General features: G+C 72.3%; 24 protein-coding genes. 6 read left to right on the top strand and 18 right to left on the bottom strand.

Translation table 11 applies throughout. The features are described 5' to 3' along the window. Positions 1-89: 89 nt before the first annotated feature. The 3 genes from ACV7NM_RS29480 to ACV7NM_RS29490 all read right to left on the bottom strand — a co-directional run bounded on the left by ACV7NM_RS29480 (position 90) and on the right by ACV7NM_RS29490 (position 2481). Positions 90-1133, bottom strand: coding sequence for a PLP-dependent cysteine synthase family protein (locus ACV7NM_RS29480; protein ID WP_463413146.1), 1044 nt, complete (start codon positions 1131-1133; stop codon positions 90-92). Positions 1134-1279: 146 nt separating this feature from the next. Next, positions 1280-1894, bottom strand: a complete 615-nt coding sequence (gene epsC / locus ACV7NM_RS29485) for a serine O-acetyltransferase EpsC (protein ID WP_463413147.1) — start codon at positions 1892-1894, stop codon at positions 1280-1282. After that, positions 1894-2481: an NADPH-dependent FMN reductase gene (locus tag ACV7NM_RS29490; protein WP_463413148.1), complete on the bottom strand. Its 588-nt coding sequence runs from the start codon at positions 2479-2481 to the stop codon at positions 1894-1896. The genes epsC and ACV7NM_RS29490 overlap by 1 nt, the downstream gene beginning before the upstream one ends. 333 nt (positions 2482-2814) lie before the next feature. Between ACV7NM_RS29490 and ACV7NM_RS29495 the strand changes: the two genes are divergently transcribed. Then, on the top strand, positions 2815-3090 hold the full coding sequence (locus ACV7NM_RS29495) for a hypothetical protein (protein WP_463413149.1): 276 nt from the start codon (positions 2815-2817) through the stop codon (positions 3088-3090). Positions 3091-3217: 127 nt separating this feature from the next. Here ACV7NM_RS29495 and ACV7NM_RS29500 read toward each other — a convergent pair whose 3' ends face one another. From ACV7NM_RS29500 to ACV7NM_RS29510, 3 genes are all read right to left on the bottom strand, one after another. Next, complete coding sequence (locus ACV7NM_RS29500; RefSeq protein ID WP_463413150.1) at positions 3218-4141, bottom strand: D-alanyl-D-alanine carboxypeptidase family protein; 924 nt, start codon at positions 4139-4141, stop codon at positions 3218-3220. Positions 4142-4333: 192 nt separating this feature from the next. After that, positions 4334-4819 carry a lamin tail domain-containing protein gene (locus ACV7NM_RS29505; protein ID WP_463413151.1) on the bottom strand — a complete coding sequence of 162 codons (486 nt, stop codon included), beginning with the start codon at positions 4817-4819 and terminating at the stop codon, positions 4334-4336. A 285-nt stretch (positions 4820-5104) separates the two neighbouring features. After that, on the bottom strand, positions 5105-5830 hold the full coding sequence (locus ACV7NM_RS29510) for a hypothetical protein (RefSeq protein ID WP_463413152.1): 726 nt from the start codon (positions 5828-5830) through the stop codon (positions 5105-5107). Positions 5831-6001: 171 nt separating this feature from the next. Between ACV7NM_RS29510 and ACV7NM_RS29515 the strand changes: the two genes are divergently transcribed. Beyond that, complete coding sequence (locus ACV7NM_RS29515) at positions 6002-6505, top strand: VOC family protein (protein WP_463413153.1); 504 nt, start codon at positions 6002-6004, stop codon at positions 6503-6505. A gap of 108 nt (positions 6506-6613) precedes the next feature. Here the strand turns inward: ACV7NM_RS29515 and ACV7NM_RS29520 are convergent, their stop codons facing one another. The 4 genes from ACV7NM_RS29520 to ACV7NM_RS29535 form a co-directional block, all read right to left on the bottom strand. Then, positions 6614-6988, bottom strand: a complete 375-nt coding sequence (locus ACV7NM_RS29520; protein ID WP_463413154.1) for a VOC family protein — start codon at positions 6986-6988, stop codon at positions 6614-6616. Positions 6989-7298: 310 nt separating this feature from the next. Next, the gene (locus ACV7NM_RS29525) at positions 7299-7775 is read right to left on the bottom strand and encodes a Clp protease N-terminal domain-containing protein (protein WP_463413155.1); all 477 of its coding nucleotides are present in this window, start codon (positions 7773-7775) and stop codon (positions 7299-7301) included. Positions 7776-7782: 7 nt separating this feature from the next. Next, a complete protein-coding gene (locus tag ACV7NM_RS29530; RefSeq protein WP_136216111.1) occupies positions 7783-7986 on the bottom strand; it encodes a helix-turn-helix domain-containing protein in 204 nt (67 codons plus the stop codon). 68 nt (positions 7987-8054) lie between these two features. Then, positions 8055-8588 carry a DUF2000 family protein gene (locus ACV7NM_RS29535; RefSeq protein ID WP_463413156.1) on the bottom strand — a complete coding sequence of 178 codons (534 nt, stop codon included), beginning with the start codon at positions 8586-8588 and terminating at the stop codon, positions 8055-8057. A gap of 49 nt (positions 8589-8637) precedes the next feature. Here ACV7NM_RS29535 and ACV7NM_RS29540 point away from each other — a divergent pair, with 49 nt between their 5' ends. Continuing rightward, a complete protein-coding gene (locus ACV7NM_RS29540) occupies positions 8638-9444 on the top strand; it encodes a helix-turn-helix domain-containing protein (protein WP_463413157.1) in 807 nt (268 codons plus the stop codon). 558 nt (positions 9445-10002) lie between these two features. On the opposite strand, the gene ACV7NM_RS29545 is transcribed toward ACV7NM_RS29540, so the two are convergent. The 3 genes from ACV7NM_RS29545 to ACV7NM_RS29555 form a co-directional block, all read right to left on the bottom strand. Then, complete coding sequence (locus tag ACV7NM_RS29545) at positions 10003-10824, bottom strand: YceI family protein (RefSeq protein ID WP_463413158.1); 822 nt, start codon at positions 10822-10824, stop codon at positions 10003-10005. Between the two features lie 98 nt (positions 10825-10922). After that, positions 10923-13352, bottom strand: coding sequence for an MFS transporter (locus ACV7NM_RS29550; RefSeq protein WP_463414108.1), 2430 nt, complete (start codon positions 13350-13352; stop codon positions 10923-10925). A gap of 93 nt (positions 13353-13445) precedes the next feature. Continuing rightward, the gene (locus tag ACV7NM_RS29555; RefSeq protein ID WP_463413159.1) at positions 13446-13928 is read right to left on the bottom strand and encodes a MarR family winged helix-turn-helix transcriptional regulator; all 483 of its coding nucleotides are present in this window, start codon (positions 13926-13928) and stop codon (positions 13446-13448) included. Positions 13929-14310: 382 nt separating this feature from the next. Between ACV7NM_RS29555 and ACV7NM_RS29560 the strand changes: the two genes are divergently transcribed. Then, on the top strand, positions 14311-14514 hold the full coding sequence (locus ACV7NM_RS29560; RefSeq protein WP_463413160.1) for a hypothetical protein: 204 nt from the start codon (positions 14311-14313) through the stop codon (positions 14512-14514). 2 nt (positions 14515-14516) lie between these two features. On the opposite strand, the gene ACV7NM_RS29565 is transcribed toward ACV7NM_RS29560, so the two are convergent. Both ACV7NM_RS29565 and ACV7NM_RS29570 read right to left on the bottom strand, forming a co-directional pair. After that, complete coding sequence (locus tag ACV7NM_RS29565) at positions 14517-14867, bottom strand: hypothetical protein (protein WP_463413161.1); 351 nt, start codon at positions 14865-14867, stop codon at positions 14517-14519. Between the two features lie 189 nt (positions 14868-15056). Further along, a complete protein-coding gene (locus tag ACV7NM_RS29570; protein WP_463413162.1) occupies positions 15057-19043 on the bottom strand; it encodes an nSTAND1 domain-containing NTPase in 3987 nt (1328 codons plus the stop codon). A 297-nt stretch (positions 19044-19340) separates the two neighbouring features. Between ACV7NM_RS29570 and ACV7NM_RS29575 the strand changes: the two genes are divergently transcribed. Beyond that, the gene (locus ACV7NM_RS29575; protein ID WP_463413163.1) at positions 19341-19991 is read left to right on the top strand and encodes a sortase domain-containing protein; all 651 of its coding nucleotides are present in this window, start codon (positions 19341-19343) and stop codon (positions 19989-19991) included. 80 nt (positions 19992-20071) lie between these two features. On the opposite strand, the gene map is transcribed toward ACV7NM_RS29575, so the two are convergent. Next, entirely contained in the window at positions 20072-20839 is a 768-nt protein-coding gene (map, locus tag ACV7NM_RS29580) for a type I methionyl aminopeptidase (RefSeq protein WP_463413164.1), read from the bottom strand. Positions 20840-20900: 61 nt separating this feature from the next. Between map and ACV7NM_RS29585 the strand changes: the two genes are divergently transcribed. Beyond that, on the top strand, positions 20901-21176 hold the full coding sequence (locus ACV7NM_RS29585) for a helix-turn-helix domain-containing protein (RefSeq protein WP_463413165.1): 276 nt from the start codon (positions 20901-20903) through the stop codon (positions 21174-21176). A gap of 54 nt (positions 21177-21230) precedes the next feature. On the opposite strand, the gene ACV7NM_RS29590 is transcribed toward ACV7NM_RS29585, so the two are convergent. After that, the gene (locus ACV7NM_RS29590; protein ID WP_463413166.1) at positions 21231-21608 is read right to left on the bottom strand and encodes a hypothetical protein; all 378 of its coding nucleotides are present in this window, start codon (positions 21606-21608) and stop codon (positions 21231-21233) included. A 270-nt stretch (positions 21609-21878) separates the two neighbouring features. Beyond that, positions 21879-23207: an RICIN domain-containing protein gene (locus ACV7NM_RS29595; RefSeq protein ID WP_463413167.1), complete on the bottom strand. Its 1329-nt coding sequence runs from the start codon at positions 23205-23207 to the stop codon at positions 21879-21881. Positions 23208-23333: the final 126 nt, after the last annotated feature.

Genomic DNA, 23333 nt, shown 5'->3' on the forward strand with positions numbered 1-23333 from the left:
GGGGATTCGGGCGTCGGACGGGGCGACGGTGCGGCGGGGCTCGGCGTGGCTCAGCCGGCCGGCTCGGGGGCCGGTTCAGGGCACGGCGGTCAGGGCTTGATGATCAGGGCGGCTGCCTGCTCGGCGGCCCGGGTGGCGCTCGGCTCGGCGGGCCGGGTAACGGGCTGTTCGACACTGCGGGCGGCCGACGCGTCGTTCTCGTTCCACAGGCTGAGGTACCGCTCGCCCGTGTCGGGGAGGACCGTGACGATCGTGGCGCCGATGTAGTCGGGGTGCGCGGCCAGCCGGGCGCAGGCATGGGCGACGGCGCCGGAGGAGACCCCGGCGAAGACGCCCTGGCGACGGGCGAGGGCACGGGCGGCGATCATGGCGTCCTCGTCGGAGACCGTCACGACGCTGTCGATCACGTCGACATCGGTGGTGGGGGCGACGAAGCCGCCGTTGAGACCGGGAATCCGGTGCAGGCCGCCGACGCCCTGGGACAGTACGGGGGACTTCTCCGGTTCGACCGCGACGACGCGTATCCCGGGATTCTGCTCCTTCAGGTACCGCGCGATGCCGCTGAGGGTGCCGCCCGTGCCCACGCCGCACACCAGGACGTCGATGCGTCCGGCGGTGTCGGTCCAGATCTCCGGGCCGGTGGTCTCGTAGTGGGCCCGCACGTTGTCGGCGTTGTCGTGCTGGCGGGGGAACCAGGAGCCCGGCGTCGCCGCGTGCAGTTCCTCGGCCTTGGCGATCGCACCGGAGTAGCCGCTGTCGCGCGGGGTCTGCACCACCTCCGCGCCCAGCGCCTTGAGCAGGGAGACCCGCTCGGCGGTGGCGCTGTCGGGCAGCACGATCACGCAGCGGTAGCCGCGCGCGGCGCAGAGCGCGGCCAGGGAGATGCCCGTGTTGCCGGACGTCGCCTCGATGACGGTGCCACTGCCGGGGCTGAGGTCGCCCCGCAGTTCCGCGGCGCGCAGCATGAACAGGGCGGCCCGGTCCTTGCTGCTGGACATCGGGTTGGCGGATTCCAGCTTCGCCAGTACCTCGGTGCCCGGGGCGGCGTCGTCGAAGCGCAGACGGATCAGTGGGGTCGAGCCGACCAAGTCCTCGATGCTGTCGGCTATGTTGCGCTTCTGGCGGCTTTCCACGTCTGTTCCTCACAAGTCGTTCGGTGGGGCGGTGTGTGTCGGTCGGTCCTACGGCGCTTCGTGCGCCGGTACACGCCTCGCGGGGGGAACCCGCCGGGGAGCGGGACACGCGGGGAGCGGGGCACGCGGGACGGGAAGGGCGCGGGTTACCAGGAACCGGCCGAGGCGGTGACCGCGTACAGGTCCTCCATGGGCTCCGGGGCCTTGCCCACCGCCTTGATCACGGCGGTGGCGGCGAGCACCCGGGCTCCCGGCGGCACGTCCTTGTTCACCAGGGCCTGCGCCCCGATGACGGCGTGCTCGCCGATGGTCACGGGGCCCAGCACGGTCGCGTTCGTACCGAGCACGACGTCGTGGCCCACCACGGGGTGTCGGCGTTCACCCGCGGGTCGGTCGTTGTCGCTCCACCAGCCCACCGCTCCCAGCGTCACCTGGTGGTAGATGGTCACGTCGTCCCCGACCACCGCGGTCTCGCCGATCACGACGGCCGCGCCGTGGTCGATGAACACCCGCCGGCCGAGCACCGCGCCGGGGTGGATCTCGACGGCCGTGCCGCGGCGGGCGTACCAGGCGATGGCCCGGGCGAGGAACCGCAGACCGCGCAGGTGCAGCAGGTGCGCGATCCGGTGCGCCCACAGGGCGGGCAGCGCCGCGTGGAGCAGCGCCTCCCGGCGGTTGCGCATGGACGGGTCGCGGGCCACCACCACGTCCAGGTCTTCCTTCATGATCTGCCAGAGGCCGGGGTGGTCGGACTTCGCCATCAGACGAGCACCTCGGCACGTTCGGCCGGTTCGGCGAGGTGGCTGACTTCGGCGAGCAACGCGCGGGTCAGGCTCTCCAGGGGGGCCAGGACCTCCGGGTCCGTGTATCGCCCGTCCGCGCCGGCCTGCGCGGCAGCGCCGCCGATGGCGACCGGCTCGTGGGCGACGACCAGCGCGCCGCAGCGACCGAGTACGCCGACCAGGCCCGGCTGGGCGTCGAGCCCGCCGCGCGCGCCGGGGGAGGCGCTGGCCACTGCCGTCACCTTGCCGGTCAGCGGGCTCCGGCCACCGGGCCGGGACAGCCAGTCCAAGGCGTTCTTGAGCGCTCCGGGCATCTCGCCGTTGTAGGAGGGGGTGCTGATGAACAACGCGTCCGCGTCGGCGACCAGTTCCTTGGCCGCGCGTACCTCGGCAGAGCTGTCGGCGCGCTCCAGTTCGGCCTCGTAGAACGGCAGGCCGGCCACGGGAAGCAGCACGGCTTCGTGGTCGCCGGGCAGCTCCGCCAGGATGTGGCGCACGGTCGTAAGCACAGCGGTGTTCAACGAATCCCGGCGGGTGCTGCCGGATATCAGAACGATCTTCGCCACATCAAACCCCTCTCCTCGGTCCGGACGGTCCCGCCCGTGGTTTCCGGACCCCTCTTGTCGTGGCCTCGACGGTCAGGCCGAACGCGCGGACGGGAGAGCGCCGTCGGCAGCGGCACCGAAGTGCCCCGGCCCGGGGGTGGCTCCGGCCCGCGTCGTCTTCGACACGGTCCCAGCCCCGACTGTTGGCAGGCTCGATCGCGACTCGCGCCGCGGCGGAGGACCTCAGGAGCGTCCCTGCACTCCCGCTCCTGCCGCGGGGGCCGTGGCGCGGGCAGGCGTCGTCGACCGATCGATCGGGACTGACCCGCGAGGGGTTTCGATCGTTGCAGGGGCATGACCGATTCCATGGTGACGATTCCCGCCGACTGGCTCGCCCGCGTGTTCCTTTCCCTGCGACGCAGCGGCTCGGACGAGGCGCAAGCGGCCGCGGTGGAACTACAGCCGTTCACGGAGAAGCCGGGGCAGCGGGTTCCCGTACCGCGGACGACGTTGCTGCGTACGGAACTCGCGTTGCGCCTGGCGCTGGGCGCCGAGCCGCAGGAAGGCCGGCGCACGAGGCTGTCGGAGGAGGCCGCGTACCTGATCAGCGCCCGCCCGGACGACCACTGACCGGCACCTCCCACGACGAGAGGCGGATACCGGGGGTATCCGCCTCACGCCTTCATGTGTTTTACGTCTTCACGTTTTTCACGCCTTGAGGTCCTCGCGTGTCGACCGCCGTCGCCCACGTCCACCGTCAGTCGAGCACGTCCGGGATCGGGTCCGTGTTGCCGCGCTGGAGGGCGGTCCTGGAGCCGGCGGCCGGGCCCAGGGCCCAGTCGGAGAGCGCCATCGAGTCGGCGTACCGCTCCTCGTCGTTCAGCAGTACGCCGATGATCGTCTTGCCGTTCCGGGTCACGGAGAAGACGAGGCACTTGCCGGCCGCCGTGCCGGTGCCGGTCTTGACGCCGATCGCACCCGGGTACCCGTACCCGGTCGGCCGGGGCCGGATGAGCAGGTTGCTGTTCGACCACGTCGCGTCGGTGGAGGTGGCGCCGGTGCTGATCGACGTGGTCTTCACCAGTGTCCGGAAAACGCCGCGGCCCATCGCGTACTTGGTGAGCTTCGCGAGGTCGCGCGGGGTGGTGAGGTTGTTCCCCGTCGGCGAGATGCCGTCGAAGGAGTCGTACACGGTGTTGCCCAGGCCCAGTGACTTGGCCTTGGCGTTCATCTTCGCGATGAAGTTCGCCGTGCGGGCCTTCGTCGTCGTGCCCGTGCCGAAGGTGTCGGCGAGCGCGTACGCCGCGTCGCAACCCGAGGGAAGCATCAGCGCGTAGAGCAACTGACGGACCGTCGGACGGGCACCCGCCTTGAGGTGGGCCGAACTCGCGCCTTCCCGGACCACGTAGTCCAGGTACTCCTGCTTGACCGTGACCCTCTTGTCGAGGTCGAGGTTGGCCGCGGTGGCGACCACCACCGCCGTCATGATCTTCGTGGTGCTCGCCATCTGGCGCCTGGTGTCGGCCGCCTTGGAGGTGAGCGTCGCCCCGGTGGTGCCGTCCATCAGGAACGCGCCGGCGGCCGTCACGGGCGGCGCCGCGGCCGCCTGGGCCGGCGCGGAGACGGTGAGCAGGGCGCCGGTGGCGACGGTGACCGCGAGCGCGCCGCGCGCACGGCGCATCAGAGTCGATATCAAGTCAAACCCCCGCTGGGAACGGTCAATCGCGACGCGCGGAACCACCGAGGTGTCTGCGCCCGTGCGGATCCTACTCGCGGGGAGACGGATGCGGCGTGCCGCGGGAGGAATCCCGTGGCACGCCGCACCGGAAGGTGGTCACGTCACGGTCGGCGAGGGACGTGACGTGCGGGTGGGTCAGCTGTGGTGACCGCGGCCCTGGCGGCCGCCCCAGGACTCGGTGTCGATGACGCGGCCGCGGTCGTCGCGCAGGGTCGCGGTGTCGCGCGCGTCCCAGATCTGCTGACGGCGGTTCTGGTAGACGTCGCTGTGCGTGTTGCGGCCCTGGCCGGTGTGCACCTTGACGCTGTGGCCGCCCTCCAGACGCAGGCCCGCGAAGCGGTAGCGGTTGCCCTGCTGGTCGGTCAGGGTGTAGCCGCGCAGGTCGACCCCGTGGCGGCCGGTGTTCTTCACCTCGACCCATTCCCGGTTCAGCGCGTGGTTGGAACGGTCGTTGTGACCGCGGCTCTCGTGCTGGACGGAGCCGATGACGACCGAGGAGTGCGCGTGGCGGCCGTTCCCGTGGTCGCCGGCGGCGTTGGCCGGCAGGGCGGCGGCGCCGACCAGGGCGCCGGCGGCCAGGAACGCGGCGACGAGACGGCGGGGAGTGAGAGAAGCAGACAAGGCAATGGCCCCTTCCAACGTTGGCCCGCCCCGGGGTTCGTACGAGCCGGGCGGGCTCCGAGCGGTTCTCGGCATATGGCCGAGAAGCCATACTTTGGCCCACGGATGCCGCCAGACATCAGCAAATCGCCCCGTGTTGCACAATGCAGACATGTCGGTAACTGTCCCTTTGCCAAAGGGAAGCCGAAAACGGCCGGGTCGCGGCCGGGAAGCAGCCTGATCCACTCACTCTTCGTACGCGTGTGCGTACGCCGGTTCGGGTGCGCGCGAGGGTGGGACCACGGCTCAGGAGACCCCGTACCACTGACTGCCCCAGCCGGTGTTGATGACGCCGGTGGACTGTTCGCCGAGGTTCACGGTCGCGGGCAATGCCGTCTGGCCGGTCAGGACGGTGCTGTAGCGGAGCTGCGGCGGAGCCAGACCGGCGTTGACCGAGATGCCGGCTCCCGTGGACTTCAGCGTGAGGGCGTTGGTGGCCCAGTTGCCGTTGAGCAGGAGGGCTATGAAATAGGTCCCGGGGGCGGCGGTGAACGGCTTGCCGAGGGCCAGCGGCTTGGCGATCGCCTCGCCCGTCAGCTGCGGCGAGATGTCCGCGGTGGCCGCGCGCAGGGTGCCGGCGCCGTCGTACACACCGAGGTAGCAGTTGGTGAGCTGGGCGTTCGGGTCGACCCCGGCGAGGCCCAGCCAGATGTTCGACCAGGTGATGGGCTCGCGCAGGACTATTCGTACGAGGGTGATCCGCCCGCCGACGCCGGCGGCCGACTGGGCGGTGACGTGCCCCGCGTCATTGGGGTCGCCGGTCCAGGCCAGCAGGTTCTGATCCTGCGGTCGGGGCCCCTGGTACCCCTCGTTCGTGGGGCCGCCGCTCTGCGCGGGCGCGGGTGTGGCAGGGCCGGCGCCCCCGTGCTGCCGCTCGCCCGGTGCGGTGCAAGCGGCCAGGAGGAGCAGGGCCGCGAGCGCCGCGACGAGGCCCTTCGTGGTGGCGGTGGCGGTGGTGGTCCGGGTGCGCATGGTCCCCCCATGAGGCGCGGGTGTGTCGACGGGCCATGATCACACGGCCGGGTGAAGAGGGGCCGTTCCGCCCGTGCCCACGGTCACCGGTTGACCTCAACCAAACATGAGGTTCTACGTTCCTTCCCAGGCCCGCGGGGACCGTCCCGCGGCCCGAGAAGGAGGTCCACCATGACCGAGCGCACCGAAGCCGGCGACGCCACGGCCCACGCCCTGATCCCCGACCGCTACCGCCACGCGGTGATCCCGCACATCATGGTCGACGACGCCGCGGCGGCGATCGACTTCTACCGACGGGCGTTCGGGGCGCGCGAGGACTTCAGGATCGACGCTCCGGGCGGCGGCGTCCTGCACGCCGAGATCACCATAGGAGGGTCCGCCCTGATGCTGGGCGACGCGAGCGTTGACGAGGCGGAAGCCGCCTCCTTCGCGTCGCCGGCGGCCCTCGGCGGAGGGACGTCCGTCACGCTGCACGTCTTCGTCCCGGACGTCGACGGCCTCGCGGAGCGCGCGCGGGCGGCCGGAGCCGAGATCCTCCAACCGCCGACGGACATGTTCCACGGGGACCGCACCGTCATCCTCAAAGACCCCTCGGGTCACATCTGGGTGTTCCTGACCCACCTGGAGGACGTGTCGGGCGAGGAACTCCAGCGCCGTCTGGCCGCCGAGGTGTGACGACCCGGCAGGCGGGTGACCGGTGGCCGCCGACGGTACGCCGACCGGTCGCCGCGGGTGCGGCGACCGGTCCGGGCCACGGGCAGCCACCGGCTCACGGGTGGTCGGCTACAGGTAGGGGCGAGTGATCAATTCGATGGCGTGGCCCGAGGGGTCCTTGAAGTACACGCCCCGACCCCCGTGCTCGGTGTTGGTCTCGCGCGGGCGGAGCATCCGGGGATCGGCCCAGTGCTCGATGTCGCGGTCACAGAGCCACCGGTACGCCCGGTCGAACAACTCGTCGTCGATCAGGAAGGCGTAGTGCTGCATCTGGATCTCCACCGGCGGCTCCGCGAACTGGAGCAGCACGCCGTCGGGGAGCAGGATGTTGGTGAAGGGGCCCCAGGACGGCGCTTCCGGCAGTTCCAGCAGCTCGCGGAAGAAGCGGGCCGACTCGTTGCGGTCCTCGGCGGCGATGATGGTGTGGTTGAACGTGACTGTCATGCGGATGGCCTCGGTGTGTTCGGCACGGAAAACGGACGCGCGGTGCACGAGCAGTGGGAGGTCCGCGTGCCGAACCGAGGGGGTGCCTTCTGCGCACCCGCGGAGGGATCAGCCCTCCACCGGGTAGCCCGTCCGTGTGTGGCGCAGTGCCGGTCCGGTGTTCACATCGGGGACCCTACGGGAACCAACCGGGCCCCGACAAGCGGGATTTCGGTGCGCCCACCGCCGCGTGCGGCGCTGTTGCCGCCCCGTTGCCACTCGGTGTGCCGCCCCCCGGCTCCTGCCCCGGGCCGACCGGGCACCACGTACCTCATGCGGCGGCGTCCGTCCCCCGGACGCGCATCCGGACGGCCGTACGGTCGACGCCCAGCCGTTCCAGCAACTCGGCTGCGGGATCGGGACGTTCGCGGGCGAGGAGCGCGAGCAGCAGGTGCTCCGCCCCTAGACGTCGGCCGCCGGTCTGCTTCACCTCGACGAGGGCGCGCGGCAGGACCGAGCGGGCCCCGGAGGTGAAGGGGGTGCGCTTGCGCGAGGCGGGGACGGGTGGCCGCTCGACGCCCCGGACGTCGATCCCGATGGCGGCCAGCGCGGACCGGTCCAGGTCCGCCAGGGCGGTCCGCGCGTCGTCGAGGCCGACCCCCAGACATCGGACCGCCGCCGAGTCGGGCTCGTGGAGGATGCCCAGGAGGAGGTGCTCGGTCCCGATCCGGCGATCGCCGCGCAGCCGGGCTTCTTCCAGTGCCCCGGTGACGGCCGAGCGGGCACCCGCTGTGAACTTCTCGAACACCGTCGTCTCACTTCCCGTGTTTGGCGTGTGCGGACTGCCTCGACACTCCGAGGGCGTCCCCGATCTGCTCCCAGGACCAGCCCTGCTGCCTGGCGCGCGCCACGGCTGCGGCTTCGACCTGCTCGGCCAGCCGGTGCAGGGCCCCCACCGCCCGTAGCCCCACGGCGGGGTCGTGCGACCTGAGGCGCTCTGTCAGCTCTCCGGTTTCCATACGTGTCAGCCTGGCCTGACAATCGTACGGTGTCAACCCAGGCTGACAGTCGTTTCCGGTGTCTTCGCTCAGGGGTGCATGCGCGCGCCCTTGAGAACCTTGTCCACGCCGTTGCGGGGCCCGTACACGGCCATCCCCACCAGGTCGAGCCGGTGCGTGCCGACTGCCCGTACGGCCGCCCGGTTGTCGCGGTCGTTGCCGGTTCCGAAGAGGTCCGACGTGAACACGGCCGTCGGCAGCGCACGCCGCAGGGCGCGACCGTGCGCGGCGCTCAGGTGCTCCTTCGTCGCCTCGAAGACCAGTACGGGCTGGCGGAACATCGGCAGGTAGTCGGCGCCGTCGGCGTCCGCGTACGGCTCGCCGATCACCTCGGGCGAAGCCGCGCCGAGCCCGCTGACCAGGAACGCGGTGACGTTCAGCCGCTGCCAGGTCTCCAGGTCGTCCCGCAGGACCACGGCGATCTTGGTGTCGAAGCGGACGGGCGCGTCCCCACCGCCGGCGCCGATCCCGGCGTCGGCCTCTGTCCCGGCCTCTGTCCCGGCCTCTGTCCCGGCCTCTGTCCCGCGCTTGGTTCCGGGGCCGGTCTCGTTCATGATTCTCATGCTTCGAGACTGCGCGGTGAATGCCGTCCGCGTCTTGTACGTTCCTTGCATGACGCCCCGGCAGGAGACCTCGGCCTGGCGCCCCTCGGTGGCCGGCGTGGTGGAGGTGTTCCACGCCCGTTTCACCGAACACTCCTACCCCATGCACGTCCACGACGCCTGGACCCTGCTGATCGTGGACGACGGGGCGGTCCGCTACGACCTCGACCGCCACGAGCGCGCCACCCCGGCCGACACCGTCAGCCTCCTCCCGCCGCAGGTCGCGCACAACGGCTCACCCGCCACCACGGACGGCTTCCGCAAGCGCGTGCTCTACCTCGACATGACCCACCTCGACGCCGGCCTCATCGGACCCGCGGTGGACGCCCCCGACCTCGCCGACCCCCTCCTGCGCAGCCGTGTCGCGCGACTGCACACGGCCCTGGAGCACCCGGGCGACGCGTTCGAGGCGGAGAGCCGCCTGGCCCTCATCGGCGAACGGCTGCGCGCGCACCTGCGCCCCGCGCTCCGGCGCGCCACGCGGCCGGACCCCGGTGTCGCCGGGACACTGCGCGAACTCCTCGACGAACGGCTGCTCGAACCGCTCACCCTGATCGAGGCCGCGAGCCTCCTGCACGCCCACCCCACCCACCTCGTACGCGCCTTCAGCGGCGCTTTCGGCATCGCCCCGCACCAGTACGTCACGTCCCGCCGCGTGGACCTGGCGCGCCGGCTGCTGCTCGATGGGCAACCGCCGGGCGAAGCGGCGACCGCCGCCGGCTTCTACGACCAGTCACACCTCACCCGACACTTCAAACGCGTCGTGGGCACCACACCCGGCCGCTACGCCCGCCTCGAAGTACCGCCGCCGCGCTGAGCCGGCCCAAGACCGGGCGGACCGTCGCCGCGTCCGGCCCCGGCTCTGCGAGGCCGGAGTGCGGGTGCGCGGCCGGGCATGGGGCCGCCGGCCGCCAGGGCGCTCCGGCGTCGGGAGGCAGGTGTCCCAACCCTGCGGCGTGGACCGCGACAGGCGTCAGGCGGTGGGCGCGTACGCGGTCCGGGTGTCCCGTCAACCGGCCGTAGGCGTCGTGCGTCACCACGGTCTCCGGGCGGACCTCGCGGATGTGGTGACGAGGACTCGACGACCTCGTCGAGCGGGGCGTCACACAGGCGCGGTCGTCCGGGAGCCGAGCCGGGGACGTACGCGTCGGCGAAACCGGGCGCCCTCACGGCGGCGGGTCGGCGCAATTCGCTTGCGGGTTCCGGCAGACGGCGTGATCCGGGAACGACTCGGGCCGCCGGCCGCCCGCATGGTGCGAGCGGCCGGCGGCCCTGGAAACAACGACCGTGGGCGGCCGGGACATCTGCGGCGCCACGCCGGAGGGGCGTGTCGACGGCGTCGCCGCGTCGCCCACCGGGGACGCCGGGCCTGATGTCAGGACTGCGGCAGCGACTCGCCCCGCACGGCCTGGATGTCCAGCTCCACCTTCAGCGTCGCGCCGATGGCGGCGATCCCCGCCTGGACGACCTGGTTGTAGTTCATCGCGAAGTCCTCGCGGTGGAGTTCGGCGGTGGCCCGGAACGCGGCGCGCGTGCCGCCCCAGGGGTCGGCGCCGGTACCCGAGTAGGCCAGGGCCAGGTCGACGGGGCGTACGACGCCGCGCAGGGTCAGATCGCCGTGGACCGTCCAGCGGTCGGAGCCGGCCGGGGTCAGCCCCGTCGAGCGGTACGTGATCTCCGGGTACGCCTCCACGTCCAGGAAGTCCGGCGACTTGAGGTGCCCGTCCCGCATGCCGTTGCCCGTGTCGATGGAGGCGGCCTTGATCACCGCCTCCACGCGGGACGCGGTCACCTCCCGCGGATCGATCACGATCCGACCGGCGAAGTCGCTGAAGCGGCCGCGCACGCTGGAGATCCCCAGGTGCTGTGCGACGGCCGCCACCGACGAGTGTGCCGGGTCGATGGTCCACGGCCCGGGCGGCGGCAGCTCGGAGCCCCCCTGCCGGGCGAGGACCACACTGCCGACCTCGGCGCGCCCGCTCGCCGTGACGATCGTGCTCGACGCGGTGGGCGCGTATCCGACCGCCGTGACTATGACCGTGTACGCGCCCGGCGCGAGCGCGGTCGTGTCGCGCACGGCGCCCTCGGCGTCGGCTTCCGCGCGAACGACCTGTGTGCCCGTCATGTCCGTCACCGTGACGACCGCGTGCGACACGGCCCATCCGTCCCGCGTGCGGACACGTGCGGTGAGTCCCATCCCGTTTTCTCCCTGCGAAAGCATGTCGATCCAGCCGAAAAGAGAACCGGCCCGCGGGGCGCCCCTTCACGGGACGCGCCCCACGGACCGGTGCCCGTCTACTCGCCGGGGTGGGCGAGCTCGATGTCGTGGTCGTCGACGCCGCGACCACTCACGGTCAGCGCCGTTGCCACCGGCGGATATCCCGTCGCGATGACGGTGTAATCGCCGCCGTCCAGGTCGGTGAAGGCGTACGCGCCGTCCGCGCCGGTCCGCGCGGTGGCGACGACGTTGCCCGCGGCGTCGACCAGCGTGACCCGCGCGTCGCCGAGGGGTCCGCCCGGCGCCCGGACGACGCCCTGCACCTGGGCGCCCGAGCTCAGCTCGACCTCCACCCGGGTGACGCCCGCCCCGCCGACCTCGACGTGCAGGGCCTTCGGTCGGCGCCCGGGGGCGTTCACGGCGATGGTCACGGAGCCCGGCACCAGGTCGGCGAAGGTGAACGCGCCCTGCCCGTCCGTGCCTCCGGCGGCCAGTACGTCCCCGCGCACATCGGTCACGATGACCATGGCGCCCTCGACCGGGGTCCCGGTCTCGGCGGTCCGTACGACGCCGCTCAGACCGCTCGTCCCGCTCAGCAGGATGTCGTAGGCGACGGGCTCGCCGTTGACGACGATCGTCGAGGCCTGCGGCTGGAAGCCGTCGGCGGCCGCGATCAGCACGTACGAGCCGCTGCCCGGCGCGCTGACGGCGTACGCGCCGTCGGCCTGCGCGACCGACCGGCCCAGCTGGCGTCCCGCGAGCGAGATCAGCGTCACCGCGGCCTGCGGCACGGGGGCGTTCTCGGCCCCGCGCACGTGGCCGCGCACCGGGACGCCGTCGGGCAGGGGCCCCGCCCCCGCGTCGGCAGTCGTGGCGGCGGCCCGTCCGGGGGCGTCCGCGAGGGTCGCGACCTCGGCCTCGGCGTCGCCTTCCACCTCGGCTCGGGGAGCCGGGACCTCGCGGGAGGCCTGGGCCTCCTGCGCGGCCTGGGAAGCCTGCGCCATTCCACCCGACGTCCGCAGCGGGACCTCCTTGATGAACAGCGTCACGAAGAAGGCGATCAGCGCGAGCGGCGCGGCGATCAGGAACACGTCCGCGATGCCGTGGCCGTACGCGCTCTCCATCACGGTGCGCAGCGGGCCGGGCAGGCTGTTCATGTCCGGGATGCTGCCGCCGGAGCTCTGCTGCCCCGCGGCGGCCGCGTACTTCGGGTCGAGGGTGGCGAGCCCGTCCTTGGCGTAGTGGGTGATCCGGTTGGCCATGATCGCGCCGAGCGCGGAGACACCGATCGCACCGCCGAGGGAGCGGAAGAACGTCACCGTGGAACTGGCGGAGCCGAGGTCGGACGGCGCCACCTGGTTCTGCGTGCACAGAACCAGGTTCTGCATCATCATGCCGATGCCGAGGCCCAGCAGCGCCATGAAGATGGCGATGTGCCAGTACGTCGTGTCGTAGCGGATCGTGCCGAGCAGTCCGAGGCCCGCCGTCACCAGCACGCCACCGCACAGCAGCCACGCCTTCCAGCGGCCGGTCTTGGTGATGACCTGCCCGGAGACGGTGGAGGAGACGAAGAGTCCGGCGATCATCGGGATCGTCATCACGCCCGACATGGTCGGGGACTTGTCACGCGCGAGCTGGAAGTACTGGCTGAAGAAGACGGTGCCGGTGAACATCGCGACACCGACGAACAGGGACGCGATCGACGACAGCGCGATGGTCCGGTTGCGGAACAGCCGCAGCGGGATGATCGGCTCGCTCGCCTTGGCCTCGACGAGCACGAACAGCGCGCCGAGCGCGAGCGAGCCTCCGACCATCGCGTAGGTCTGCCACGACAGCCAGTCGTACTTGTCGCCGGCGAAGGTGACCCACAGCAGGAGCAGCGAAACGGCGGCTGAGATGAAGAACGCGCCGCCCCAGTCGACCTTGACCTCGCGCTTGACGACGGGGAGGTGGAGGGTCTTCTGGAGCACGATCAGGGCGATGATCGCGAAGGGGACGCCGACGTAGAAGCACCAGCGCCAACCCAGCCAGTCGGTGTCGGTGATGACACCGCCGAGCAGCGGGCCGCCGACGGTGGCGACTGCAAAGGTGGCACCGAGGTAGCCGCTGTAGCGGCCGCGCTCGCGCGGGGAGATCATCGCCGCCATCACGATCTGGGCGAGGGCGGACAGCCCGCCGACCCCGATGCCCTGGACCACGCGGCAGGCGATCAGCATGCCGGCGTTCTGGGACATGCCGGCGACGGCCGATCCCAGCACGTAGATGACCAGCGCTATCTGGACCAGCGCCTTCTTGCTGTACAGGTCGGAGAGCTTGCCCCACAGGGGGGTGGCGGCCGTCATGGACAGCAGGGCGGCCGTGACGACCCAGGTGTAGGCGGACTGGCCGCCGCCGAGGTCGCCGATGATGTGGGGGAGGGCGTTGGAGACGATCGTCGACGACAGGATCGCCACGAACATGCCGAGCAGCAGCCCGGAGAGCGCCTCCATGATCTGCCGGTGCGTCATCGGGGCGTGCTCGTGGACGCCGCCGCCTCCGTGCTTGGCGTGAGAGGCCCGCACACCGGCTGGTGTGGTCGTTGCCATGGGCTTCCTAACGTTCTATGCGGGTGTACGGGTGGTCGGTTCGTTCGCGTGGGGGAGCCGCCCGGTCGAGCGGCAGTCGCCGAAGCTCGTGCGCAGCCGGGTCATGAGCCGGATCAGGCCGCCGACCTCGTCGTCGGACCAGTCGCTCAGCCGTTCGGCGAGGAGCCGCGACGTGCGCCGGGAGAGCTCGTCGAGCCGCTCCTGCCCCGACGGGGTGAGGCGCAAAATGCGTGAGCGCCGGTCGCCCGGGTCCGGGGACCTTTCGATCCAGCCGCGCTCGGCGACGTGCGTGACGTGGCGGCTGGTGACGGACGTGTCGACGGAGAGCAGCTCGGAGAGTCTGCTCATCCGCATGTCGCCGTGCCGGTCGAGCAGGGTCAGGACGGCGGCGGAACCGGCGGGACAGTCGTGCGGCAGTATCCGCGCCATGTCCCTCTTGACGGCGCCGATGGCGCTGAGCTCGCGAGCCAGTTCCTCGTACTGCGTCCGCTGCGCCATCACGCCTCCCGTTTCGTTGCTCTAGGCAACCGTAGAAGTAGTTGGTTGCTCCACGCAAACTGAATGGGACCCAGCCTCCTAAAACCTTCGCAAAGGCAAGCACCGGGGACCGTAAACCCGCAGATGAGGGCATGCGTGGACCGGAACCGGTGGCCGGAAGGGACGCCCGAAAGGCGAAGCTCCGTACGAACACGCCCGCCACCCGGGTGGCGCGAGGCGCGCGCAAAGCCCGCCGCAGGTCACCCCGCGGCGGGCTCGCTCTGGTCCGGGGAGGTCACCCCGGTCACGCATGAGAGTGGTTCGGCCGCCTTCCTCTTGTCCCGCCGGCTGGGGCGTGGCACCGTCGCAACGCACTTGACCCACGAGCACGAGAGGCCGCGCGATGCCCGACGACTTGGCCGCGGACACCATCCGGAAACTGGAAGAGATCGTGGCGTCCCGCTCCCTGCCGGAACACACCAAGGAACTGCTCGGTGTGTCCCTGAGCCAGGCCCGGGCGGCGAAGGCCGCGGGTCACGACCAAGAGGCGATCACGATCGCCGCCCAAGCCCTGCACACGGCGGAGAACCCTTCGACGGACCAGTAGCGTCAGCAGTGTCCGACGCTGGACTGGCCGGCCACCAGTGACGAGTGGACGTAGCCGGTCCCCACGGGGCTGGAGACGCGGAACCAGCGGTTGGAGGCGTAGTTGGAGCTCGGCGGGTACACCCACTGGCTGTCCAGCCAGCACAGCATCGTGACGCCCGTCCCGTTGGACAGGTACCCGAGCGAACCGCACCCGGTGTTGGCGCAGGTGCGCTCGTTCGCCCCGCCGCTGTTCGAAGAGATGTAGCTGCCGGCCGCGTCGGCGCCGCCGGCGCCGGCGAGCAGACCGGTCAGCGCCACGGCTGCCGCGGCGGCGGCCAGTCCGGCCCGGGACCGCAGGGTGGTGGTCGTCATGCGCATCGTCGTTCTCCCTCGGAAGACTCACGGTGGTGGTGCGGCGCCCCGGTGGACCCGGCGGCGCTCCACCAGAGAGCCATCCCAAGGCGGCCGGGGGAAGGACGGAACCGCAGGTCGACCAGGCCCGTACGGGGCTCCGTACAACTCCGTACACCCCGAACCCATCCCGAACCCGGCATCGCCGGCTCACCGGCACGGCGGGGCGTACGGCAGACCGGGGACGAGTTTGGCCCACTCCTGGGCGGTGACGACCGTCCCGGCCCGCGCGCACACGTGCCGGGCGATCTCCTCCTCGTCCCGCGTCCACAACAAGGCCACCGGGCCCGCGCCGCCCGCCGCGAGGGAGCGTCCGTCCGGGCTGTACGCGACCGCGTACGCCTTGCCGCCGAGCCCGCTCAGCACCGCGCCGAGTCGCGGACGCCCGGGGTCGGCGGCGTCGGCGGGGTGAGCGGTGTCCCACAACCACACCGTGCCGTCCGTACTGGCCGCGGCGAGCGTCTTGCCCTCCGGGCTGAACGACAGGGCGTACACGTAGCTGCTCGGCCCCGTCAGCGTCGGCCCGGCGGAACGCGGCTCGTCCCCGCTCACGTCCCACAACCACACGTCCCGGTCCGCCGTACCGGCGGCCAGGGTCCGGCTGTCGGGGCTGAACACGACGGACATGACGTAGCTGCCCGGCCCGCGCAGGGTGGACTCCAGCACCGGTCGGCCGCCGGCCGGCGGCAGCCGCCACAGCAGCACCTGCTTGTCGACCGTGCCGGCGGCGAGCCGCCGCCCGTCCGGGCTGAAGGCCACCGAGTAGACGTAGTTCGTCGGCTCCGGCAACTCGGCGGAGAGCCGGGGTCGCGCCGGGTCCGCCGTGTCCCAGACGCGCACGGTCCGCCCCTCGCTGCCCACGGCAAGCGTCCGGCCGGTCCGGTCGAAGGCCGCGGACTGAATGGTTCCGGCGCCGCCCGCCAGCGGTTCACCGTAGGGCACGGCGCGGTCCGGGCGGGACACGTCCCAGAGCCACAGCTTGCCCTCCCGGCCGCCGACGGCGAGGGTGCGGCCGTCCGGGGTGAAGGAGACCGTCGCGGAGTATCCCGTGGGGTTCGTCAGGGGCGGTCCGACAGGGCGCGGGGTCCAGGGATCGGAGACGTCCCACAGTTGTACGTCGCGCCCCGCGACGGCGAGCAGCTTCCCGTCCGGCGCGAACCCGGTGGCGTTGACCGTGCCCTGGAAGCCGCGCAGCGGGCGGGGAGGCAGTTGCCACAGGCGTACGGTCCCGTCGGCGGCGCCCGTCACCAATTGCCGGCCGCCGGGATGGAACGCGAGCGAGGTGACCGGTCCCGGGTGCGGGAACACCGCGGCGAGGGCGCGTGTCCGTGCGTCGTAGAGGCGCACCTGGTTGTCCGCGCTGCCCGTCGCCAGCCACTGTCCGTCCGGGCTGTAGGCGACGGCGTTGACATAACTGGCCGGGCCGTCGGGGGCGGCCGGAGCCCCACCGATCTCCGCGGGCGACGCCGGGTCGGAGCCGGGTGCGGGTACGGTCCACTCCCGCGTGGACCGGTCCTGGCTCCCGGCGACCAGCCGTGTGCCGTCGGCCGTGAAGGCCAGCGCGAACACCGGGCCGGCCGCCCCGGTCAGCGGTTGCGCGTAGGGAAACGGTCGGCCCGGATCGGCGAGGTCCCACAGTCGTACGGAGCCGTCCGCGCCCCCCGCGGCGAGCAGTGCCGTGCCGGGGCCCGGCCGGAACGCGACGGTGTGCGCCGCCCCGGTGAAGCCGGTGAGCCGCTGGACGGCGGTGGTGCCGGTAGGGCCGGTGGTACCGGTGGTACCGGTGGTACCGGTGGTACCGGTGGTAGCGGTAGCGCCGGTGGCGGTGGACGCCGGGCCGGAGCCTCCTTCGGCACCGGGAACCGCCGAGTCCGGCCACACGTAGACGCCGCCGTCGGCGCCCGCGGCGGCCAGCGCCTTGCCGTCCGGGGCGAAGGCCACCCCGTACACGGCGGAGTCCGACCCCTTGAGCACCCGTGCCGGGGTCGCCGCCGGGGCCGGGGCCGACGGCTCCCACACCCGCACGGTGCCGTCCCCGGACCCGGCGGCGAGTCGCCTGCCGTCCGGGCTGAAGGCCAGCGCGTACACGGTGTCGGCAAACGGGACCGGCGCCGCCCCCAGCGGTTTCGGACGCTCCGGATCGCGCAGGTCCCACAGCGCGACCTGGTGGTCCAGACCGCCGGCGGCGAGGGTGTGCCCGTCCGGGCTGAGGGCAACCGCCTGCACGACACCCCGGAACGCGAGCATCCGGGTCACGGCCGGCAGCGCGGAGGCGTCCATCAGTGCCGCCCGTGCCTCGGCCGTGGGCGCCGTGCGGTACGCCACCAGAGCGAGTTGCGCGGCGAGGGCGAGGTCGCCGCCCCGCAGCCGTTCGGCGCGCGCCGCCACCAGCCGGGACAGGGCGACGGCCCGCTGTCTCTCCGCGTCACGGCGCTGGACCACGGCGACGGCGGTGAGCGCGCCCGAAAGGACGACCAGCACCGACAGCAGCACCAGCAGCCGGCGCATCCGCCGGGCCCCGCGCCGCTCGCGTCGGACGCGAACGTCCTCCGCCTCGCGGCTCGCGTCGAGGAACCCGCTCTCCCGCGCGTCCAGTTCTGCGGCCCGTCCGCCGTCCCGCGCCCACCCCGACGCCACGGCCAGCCGCGTACCCCGGTAGAGCAGCGAGGGATCGCGGTCGTGCGCGAGCCAACGGTCCGCGTCACGCGTCAGGTCCTGCCATACGATCTGCCCCGCCCGGTCGGTGTCGATCCAGTCGCGCAACCGCGGCCAGGCGGTGAGCAACGCCTCGTGGGTGATCCTGGCTCCGTCGCCGTCGAGCGTGACCAACCGCCGGTCGACGAAGCGCTCCAGTACTCCGTACACCTGCCCGGCCTGATCGGGCCGGCCGGTGGGCGGTGGCAGCGGCAGCAGCCTGCGCGTGTCGGGCACCGCGTCCCCCACGGTGACCATCCGCAGGAACAACTGCCGCGCCAGCGCGCACTCGGACCGGGACAGCCCCGAGTACACCTCTTCCGCGGTCCCGGAGACGGCGGCCGACATCCCGCCTCCCGCCCGGTAGTCGGCGATGGTCAAGGTGGCGCCGCGCCCGCGTTCCCAGGTCGACAGCAAAGCGTGCGACAGCAGCGGCAGCGCGCCGGGACCGGAGTCCCGCAGGTCGGCGAGGAGTACGTCGACGAATCCTTCGTCCAGGATCAGACCGGCCTTCGCCGCGGGTCCGCCGACGACGGCGCGGATCTCGTCCTCGCTGAGCGCTCCCACCACGGTCTGGCCGTCCTGCAGGGCTGCCGCGAGGGGGAGTTGGGCCAGGGCCTGGCCGTAGAAGTCGGCGCGCAGGCATCCCACGACGCGTACGTCGGGGGAGGGGAGGGCGGCCAGGCACCGCAGGAACCGGTCCCGTTCGCCCGGGTCGGGGCAGGTGGTGAACACCTCCTCCAGTTGGTCGACCGCCACCACGACGCGTACCGCCTCCCGCGCGGCCGACGCCCTCAACAGCGCGGCCAGTTCGAGCGGATCGCGTGCCGCGTCCGCCCACTTCGTCCCCTCGCGCGCCTCCCCCCGCGCGGACAGGGCGGACGCCAAGGCGCCCATCGGATCGCGGCCGGGCACCAGCAGGAGGGGAGTGAAGCCGTGCTCGCCTCGGAGGGCGGGCAGCACCCCGGCCCGTAGGAGGGAGGACTTGCCGGACCCGGACGCGCCGACGAGCAGTCGGGGCCCACCGGCACCCTCGCAGAGGATCCGGTCCACGACGGCCGCGCGCAGGCGCTCGCGGCCGAAGAACCAGTCGGCGTGCCGCTCCTCGAAACCCGCGAGTCCCCGATAGGGGGACGAGCCTCCCGCGACGCGCAGAACTCTTGAACGACGCAGATCCGCGAGCCGCTCCAACCAGCGTTCGATCTCGGCCGGATCGATGACCCCGCAGACGTGCAGGACCCGCCGGAACAGGGGGAGGGAGCCGATCGACGGCAGGTTCTGCCCGGCGAACCAACCGCCGATGGTGCTGTGGGCGCCCGGTGCGTCGACGCGCGCGGCGACGGCGCGGACGGTGAGGTCGGCCTTCTCGCGCAGACGAGTCAGCTCGGACGCGAACACCTCGCGTGACGTGGGTGGTTGGGGAGAGGGCGGTGCGTGGTTCATGGGGCCTCCGTGGTCCGGTTCGGCCTGGGGCGGCGATGCGGTGGACCACCCTTCCTCCGCCCGGCCGGGCCCGGGACAGGAACACCCCGATCCGGTCTCTTTCTACGCCGCCCCACCGCCGCTTTCCGGCCAGTCCCCACCGTCTCCGAACCCTCATCCACCCCGCCCCCCGCCTCCCTCACCCGGGTGCGCACGGCGGGCCGCCGCACGCCGCGCCGTGTGCCGCGCCCTGTGCCACGCTGGAAGGGCCGACCGGCCGGCTTGCCCGAACGACCCCGGCAGACTTTGGAAACCGCCATGTCTCCTCGTCCGTTCCGTATTTCGCGCAGCGTGCCATCGGCGCTCGCCGGTGTGTCCCTCGCCGTCCTGTTGGCTGCTCCCGGCGGACTCGTGTCCCGCCCACCCGGCTGGGATGCGGCGCCTTCCGCGGCCGTCACCGACATCCGGGAAGCCACGTTGTCGATACCGGCCATCGGCCTCTCCGGGCTTCCGATCGTCCCCTATGAGGGAAGCCCCGATGACGCCTCCGGTACCCGTATCCAGGACCAGGGGGTGGCCGCGAGCCCCTACGGCCCCGGCGGTGGAGTCGGCCCCGGCGACGTGGGCAACTACATCGTCACCGGTCACCGAAGCGTCGCGGGCGGTCCGTTGGGCGCCCTGCCGTCGCTCTCCGAGGGCGCCTCCGTCTACGTCACCGCGGGCGGCGTGACGTACCGGTACGTCATCACCTCCACCCGGACGACGTCCTTCCGGTCATCGTCCTCCATGGAGGAGCAACGCGCCGCGGTTCCCGGCTCCAGCGGGACGTCCCCGTCCGGCGCCATGATCACCGTGTCCACCTGCCTCACGCCGGAGGACGACGCGGCGGGCAACCACTGGCGGGACGCGCAGAACAATCCCGAGCACCGAGTCGACAAGGTGGGCGTCCTCGCCGAGACCCGGTCCTGAACGGAACTCCCGGTCGGGTGCCGGGCGCCGTCCTGTCGCGCCCCGGCCCCAGCCCCGGCCCCCGCCCCGGGATCTGATGCTCACGGCAAGGTGAGGATGCGGGGGCCGTCCTCGGTGAGGGCGACCGTGTGCTCGATGTGCGCGGCCCGGCTGCGGTCGACGGTGCGCAGCGTCCAACCGTCGGGGTCGGTGCGGTAGTCGTCGCGCCCCCCGGCCATCAGCATGGGTTCGATGGCGAGCGCGAGCCCGTGGCGCAGGCGGGGGCCGCGGGCGGGGCGCCCGTGATTCGGGATGTGCGGCTCCTCGTGCATGCTGCGACCGATGCCGTGGCCGCCGAAGTCGGCCGGCATGCCGCAGCGGGCCTCGCGCGCGACCGTGCTGATGGCATGGGAGATGTCCCCGACGCGGTGACCGACGCGGGCCGCGGCGATGCCCGCGTCGAGCGCGCGCCGGGTGGCGGCGATGAGTTCCAGGTCGGCGGGGCGGGGGGTGCCGACGGTGAAGCTGATGGCGGCGTCGCCGGTCCAGCCGTCGAGTTCGGCTCCGCAGTCGATGCTCACCAGGTCACCGTCGCGCAGCCGGTAGTCGTCGGGTACGCCGTGGGCGATTGCGTCGTTGACCGAGGCGCAGATGACGGCGGGGAAGGGTACGGGGGCGAAGGAGGGCTGGTAGCCCAGGAACGGCGAGGTGGCCCCGGCCTCGGTCAAGACGGTGCGGGCCGCTTCGTCGAGTTCGCGCAGGCGGACGCCCACGGATGCCGCCGCCTGCACGGCCGCGAGCGCGTTGGCCACGACGCGTCCGGCTTCCCGCATCGCCTCCAGTGCCGTGTCGGTCTTGATCTCCATCATGTGTCGTGACTCCTGCGGTGCGGTGCTACCCAATACTTATACCGGTATTAGTATCACGGGCATGGTGAGAGTTCCTTTGAGTCCGCAGGAGCGGCAACGCGGAGAGCGCTTCGGCGCCCTCCTCCGTCTGGCCCGTGGTGACCGGAGCATGGTGGACGTGGCGGCGGCGGCCGGGGTGTCCGCCGAAACGCTCCGCAAGATCGAGACCGGTCGGGCCCCGACCCCGGCCTTCTTCACCGTGGCGGCCTTGGCCCACGCGCTGGACCTGTCGCTGGACGCCTTGGTCGCGGCCTGTGCGCAGGACGCCGAGGACGGCGGGGAGGCCATGTCGGCCTGAGCGTCGCGACGAGGTTCTTTCCGTCCGGCCGTCACATCCTCCCGTCGTGGTCCGTCAGGGGAGTGACGAAGCGGCGCGACCCCGGCCCGGGGTGGCGAACTCGCCACCCCGGCGCGGAGGTTGCCCGCACGACCGACCGACCGTGGGCCGATGTAGGCCGGAGAGCAGCGCGGTGTAGGGGCGGGTGCTCCCGTCCCGCTCGGTACCGAGGGTCACCCAGACCGGTTCGGCCAGGTTGAAGACCACCGAGGCGCAGCCGTCCGGCACCTCCAGCCTCCGACGGCCGTGTCCCAGGTCCACGCGGTAGCCCCGGTACCCCCGCACCCCCGGCCGGAGCGCGGGATGGGGCAGGGCCCGCAGGACCTCCCACGCACCGTTCGGACAGGAGTCCCGGAGAACGGATCGGGGTGCGGCGGGCGGGTGGGGCGGCATGGCACGCTTCCTTCCGGGCTCGCACCCGGCGCTCGACCCGCTCGACCGGGAGGGGGAAGGTGCGCTGCGCGCTGCCGCAACGCTGTCACCCTCCCTCGGCTCCCGGCGAGGCGACCTCCGGCCATCCGCATCGCGTGGCGTCGTGGTCGTCGGCGCGGGACAGGGCCCGGGGACACCGGAGCCCCGGCCACCGCGCTCGGCGCGGGACCGGGGATCGGGGCCGCTCGGGACGTCAACCGGCCGTCCGGTCGTCACGGGCGGCTGCCGGGATCACTTCGGGGTGACCCAGACCTGACGCTTGTTCGTGTTCGCCGCGTAGAGCTGGACGGCGGTGCCGTTGGCGGTGGAGCCACCCGTCACGTCGAGGACCTTGCCCGACGCCACGTGGACGATCTGGCCCTTGCCGTTGACGGACCAGCGCTGCGCCGGGGTGCCGTTGCAGTCGTAGAGGCTGATCTTGTTGCCGTTGGTGCTCGCGTTGTGCGCGTCGTCCAGGCACTTGCCCAGCGCGCGCAGCGTCCCGTCCTTGCCCAGGATCCACGACTGCGCCACGGAACCGTTGCAGGTGTAGAGCTGGATCTGCGTGCCGTTGGCCGCCTTGCCGCCCTTGACGTCAAGGCACTTGGAGCCGATGCCCGTCACCTTGCCCTGGGGCGACAGCACGGCGCCGGCGCCGGAGGCGAGGAGGCGCAGGCCCTGGACGTCGAACTGCTGGACGTAGGTGCCGGCGCGCTTGTCCTGGTACGCGTAGGCCGGCGAGCACATCACCGGGAACTCGCCGGAGTCGCTCCCCTTGACGCAGTCGCTCTTGTCCGTGCTGCGGTTGGCGTGAGCCAGACCCAGCGTGTGCCCGAGTTCGTGGCTGATGTGGTTGCGCATGTACGTCTCACCCATGGCGGCGCTGGGCTTGCCGGCCGGGGTGAAGAACTCGTCGTCGATGTAGGCGTGGCCGCTGGTGGCCGTGTCTGGCAGGGAGGAACTGGTGAAGCCGCAGCTGAGGTTCGCCATGCCGGAGCCGTCACGGACCACCTTCCAGCCCGTGCCCCCCATCGTGTCGCCGTCCGGGGGCAGGCACGGGCGGTGGGCGACCCCCATGATCACTTCGCCCCGGGGCCGGGCGTAGTCCCAGCCGACCGGCTTGGTGTCGACGGTCACGGGCAGGTTGGTGATGCGGCGCAGGTCCGCGGCGGAGGCCTGCACGTACGGCGCCAGCCAGTCCGCGGACTTCTGGTCGTAGAACTTGATGGTGTAGCCGGTCTGCAGCCACTTGGTCACGCCGCCCAGCTTCCACCCCTCGCCCTGGAGCGGTGCGGGCGCGGCGGCCACGCCCGACTTCGGTGCGGAGCGGGGCGCCGGTGCGCCCAGCGACATGACGCGGCCCCTGAAGGCCGTGGCGTCGCTGCCGTAGACGGCGGAGTCCTCCGCGTGGGAGTCGACGTCCTCCACCGCCGGCAGGGCCGCCGGGGAGCTCGCGGCCTGCGGCGCGGGCTCCTCGTCGGTCTCGGTTCCGAACGCGCTGGAGGTGAGCTGCATGCTTCCCGCGATCGCGGCGGTGGCCGCCACCGCCGCGAGGATGGATATCCGGTGCTTGCCTGTCAATCGCAAGTGTTCGATGCCTCTCGTCAAGAGTCGCCACCCGCCCCTCTGTGACGGCACGGGTGGCGAGAATCGAACAGATGATAGGACAAGCCGACGTGATCCCATGCCCCGGGGCACCTCGTCCCG

This window comes from Streptomyces sp. Tek67B01, assembly GCF_055231995.1.

Excerpts from the sequence above, each read along its gene's own strand:
- epsC (WP_463413147.1), bottom strand. The coding sequence starts at position 1,894 with ATGGCGAAGTCCGACCACCCCGGCCTCTGGCAGATCATGAAGGAAGAC.
- ACV7NM_RS29495 (WP_463413149.1), top strand. The coding sequence starts at position 2,815 with ATGACCGATTCCATGGTGACGATTCCCGCCGACTGGCTCGCCCGCGTG.
- ACV7NM_RS29500 (WP_463413150.1), bottom strand. The coding sequence starts at position 4,141 with ATGCGCCGTGCGCGCGGCGCGCTCGCGGTCACCGTCGCCACCGGCGCC.
- ACV7NM_RS29510 (WP_463413152.1), bottom strand. The coding sequence starts at position 5,830 with ATGCGCACCCGGACCACCACCGCCACCGCCACCACGAAGGGCCTCGTC.
- ACV7NM_RS29515 (WP_463413153.1), top strand. The coding sequence starts at position 6,002 with ATGACCGAGCGCACCGAAGCCGGCGACGCCACGGCCCACGCCCTGATC.
- ACV7NM_RS29520 (WP_463413154.1), bottom strand. The coding sequence starts at position 6,988 with ATGACAGTCACGTTCAACCACACCATCATCGCCGCCGAGGACCGCAAC.
- ACV7NM_RS29530 (WP_136216111.1), bottom strand. The coding sequence starts at position 7,986 with ATGGAAACCGGAGAGCTGACAGAGCGCCTCAGGTCGCACGACCCCGCC.
- ACV7NM_RS29535 (WP_463413156.1), bottom strand. The coding sequence starts at position 8,588 with ATGAGAATCATGAACGAGACCGGCCCCGGAACCAAGCGCGGGACAGAG.
- ACV7NM_RS29540 (WP_463413157.1), top strand. The coding sequence starts at position 8,638 with ATGACGCCCCGGCAGGAGACCTCGGCCTGGCGCCCCTCGGTGGCCGGC.
- ACV7NM_RS29545 (WP_463413158.1), bottom strand. The coding sequence starts at position 10,824 with ATGGGACTCACCGCACGTGTCCGCACGCGGGACGGATGGGCCGTGTCG.
- ACV7NM_RS29550 (WP_463414108.1), bottom strand. The coding sequence starts at position 13,352 with ATGACGCACCGGCAGATCATGGAGGCGCTCTCCGGGCTGCTGCTCGGC.
- ACV7NM_RS29555 (WP_463413159.1), bottom strand. The coding sequence starts at position 13,928 with ATGGCGCAGCGGACGCAGTACGAGGAACTGGCTCGCGAGCTCAGCGCC.
- ACV7NM_RS29560 (WP_463413160.1), top strand. The coding sequence starts at position 14,311 with ATGCCCGACGACTTGGCCGCGGACACCATCCGGAAACTGGAAGAGATC.
- ACV7NM_RS29565 (WP_463413161.1), bottom strand. The coding sequence starts at position 14,867 with ATGACGACCACCACCCTGCGGTCCCGGGCCGGACTGGCCGCCGCCGCG.
- ACV7NM_RS29570 (WP_463413162.1), bottom strand. The coding sequence starts at position 19,043 with ATGAACCACGCACCGCCCTCTCCCCAACCACCCACGTCACGCGAGGTG.
- ACV7NM_RS29575 (WP_463413163.1), top strand. The coding sequence starts at position 19,341 with ATGTCTCCTCGTCCGTTCCGTATTTCGCGCAGCGTGCCATCGGCGCTC.
- map (WP_463413164.1), bottom strand. The coding sequence starts at position 20,839 with ATGATGGAGATCAAGACCGACACGGCACTGGAGGCGATGCGGGAAGCC.
- ACV7NM_RS29585 (WP_463413165.1), top strand. The coding sequence starts at position 20,901 with ATGGTGAGAGTTCCTTTGAGTCCGCAGGAGCGGCAACGCGGAGAGCGC.
- ACV7NM_RS29590 (WP_463413166.1), bottom strand. The coding sequence starts at position 21,608 with ATGCCGCCCCACCCGCCCGCCGCACCCCGATCCGTTCTCCGGGACTCC.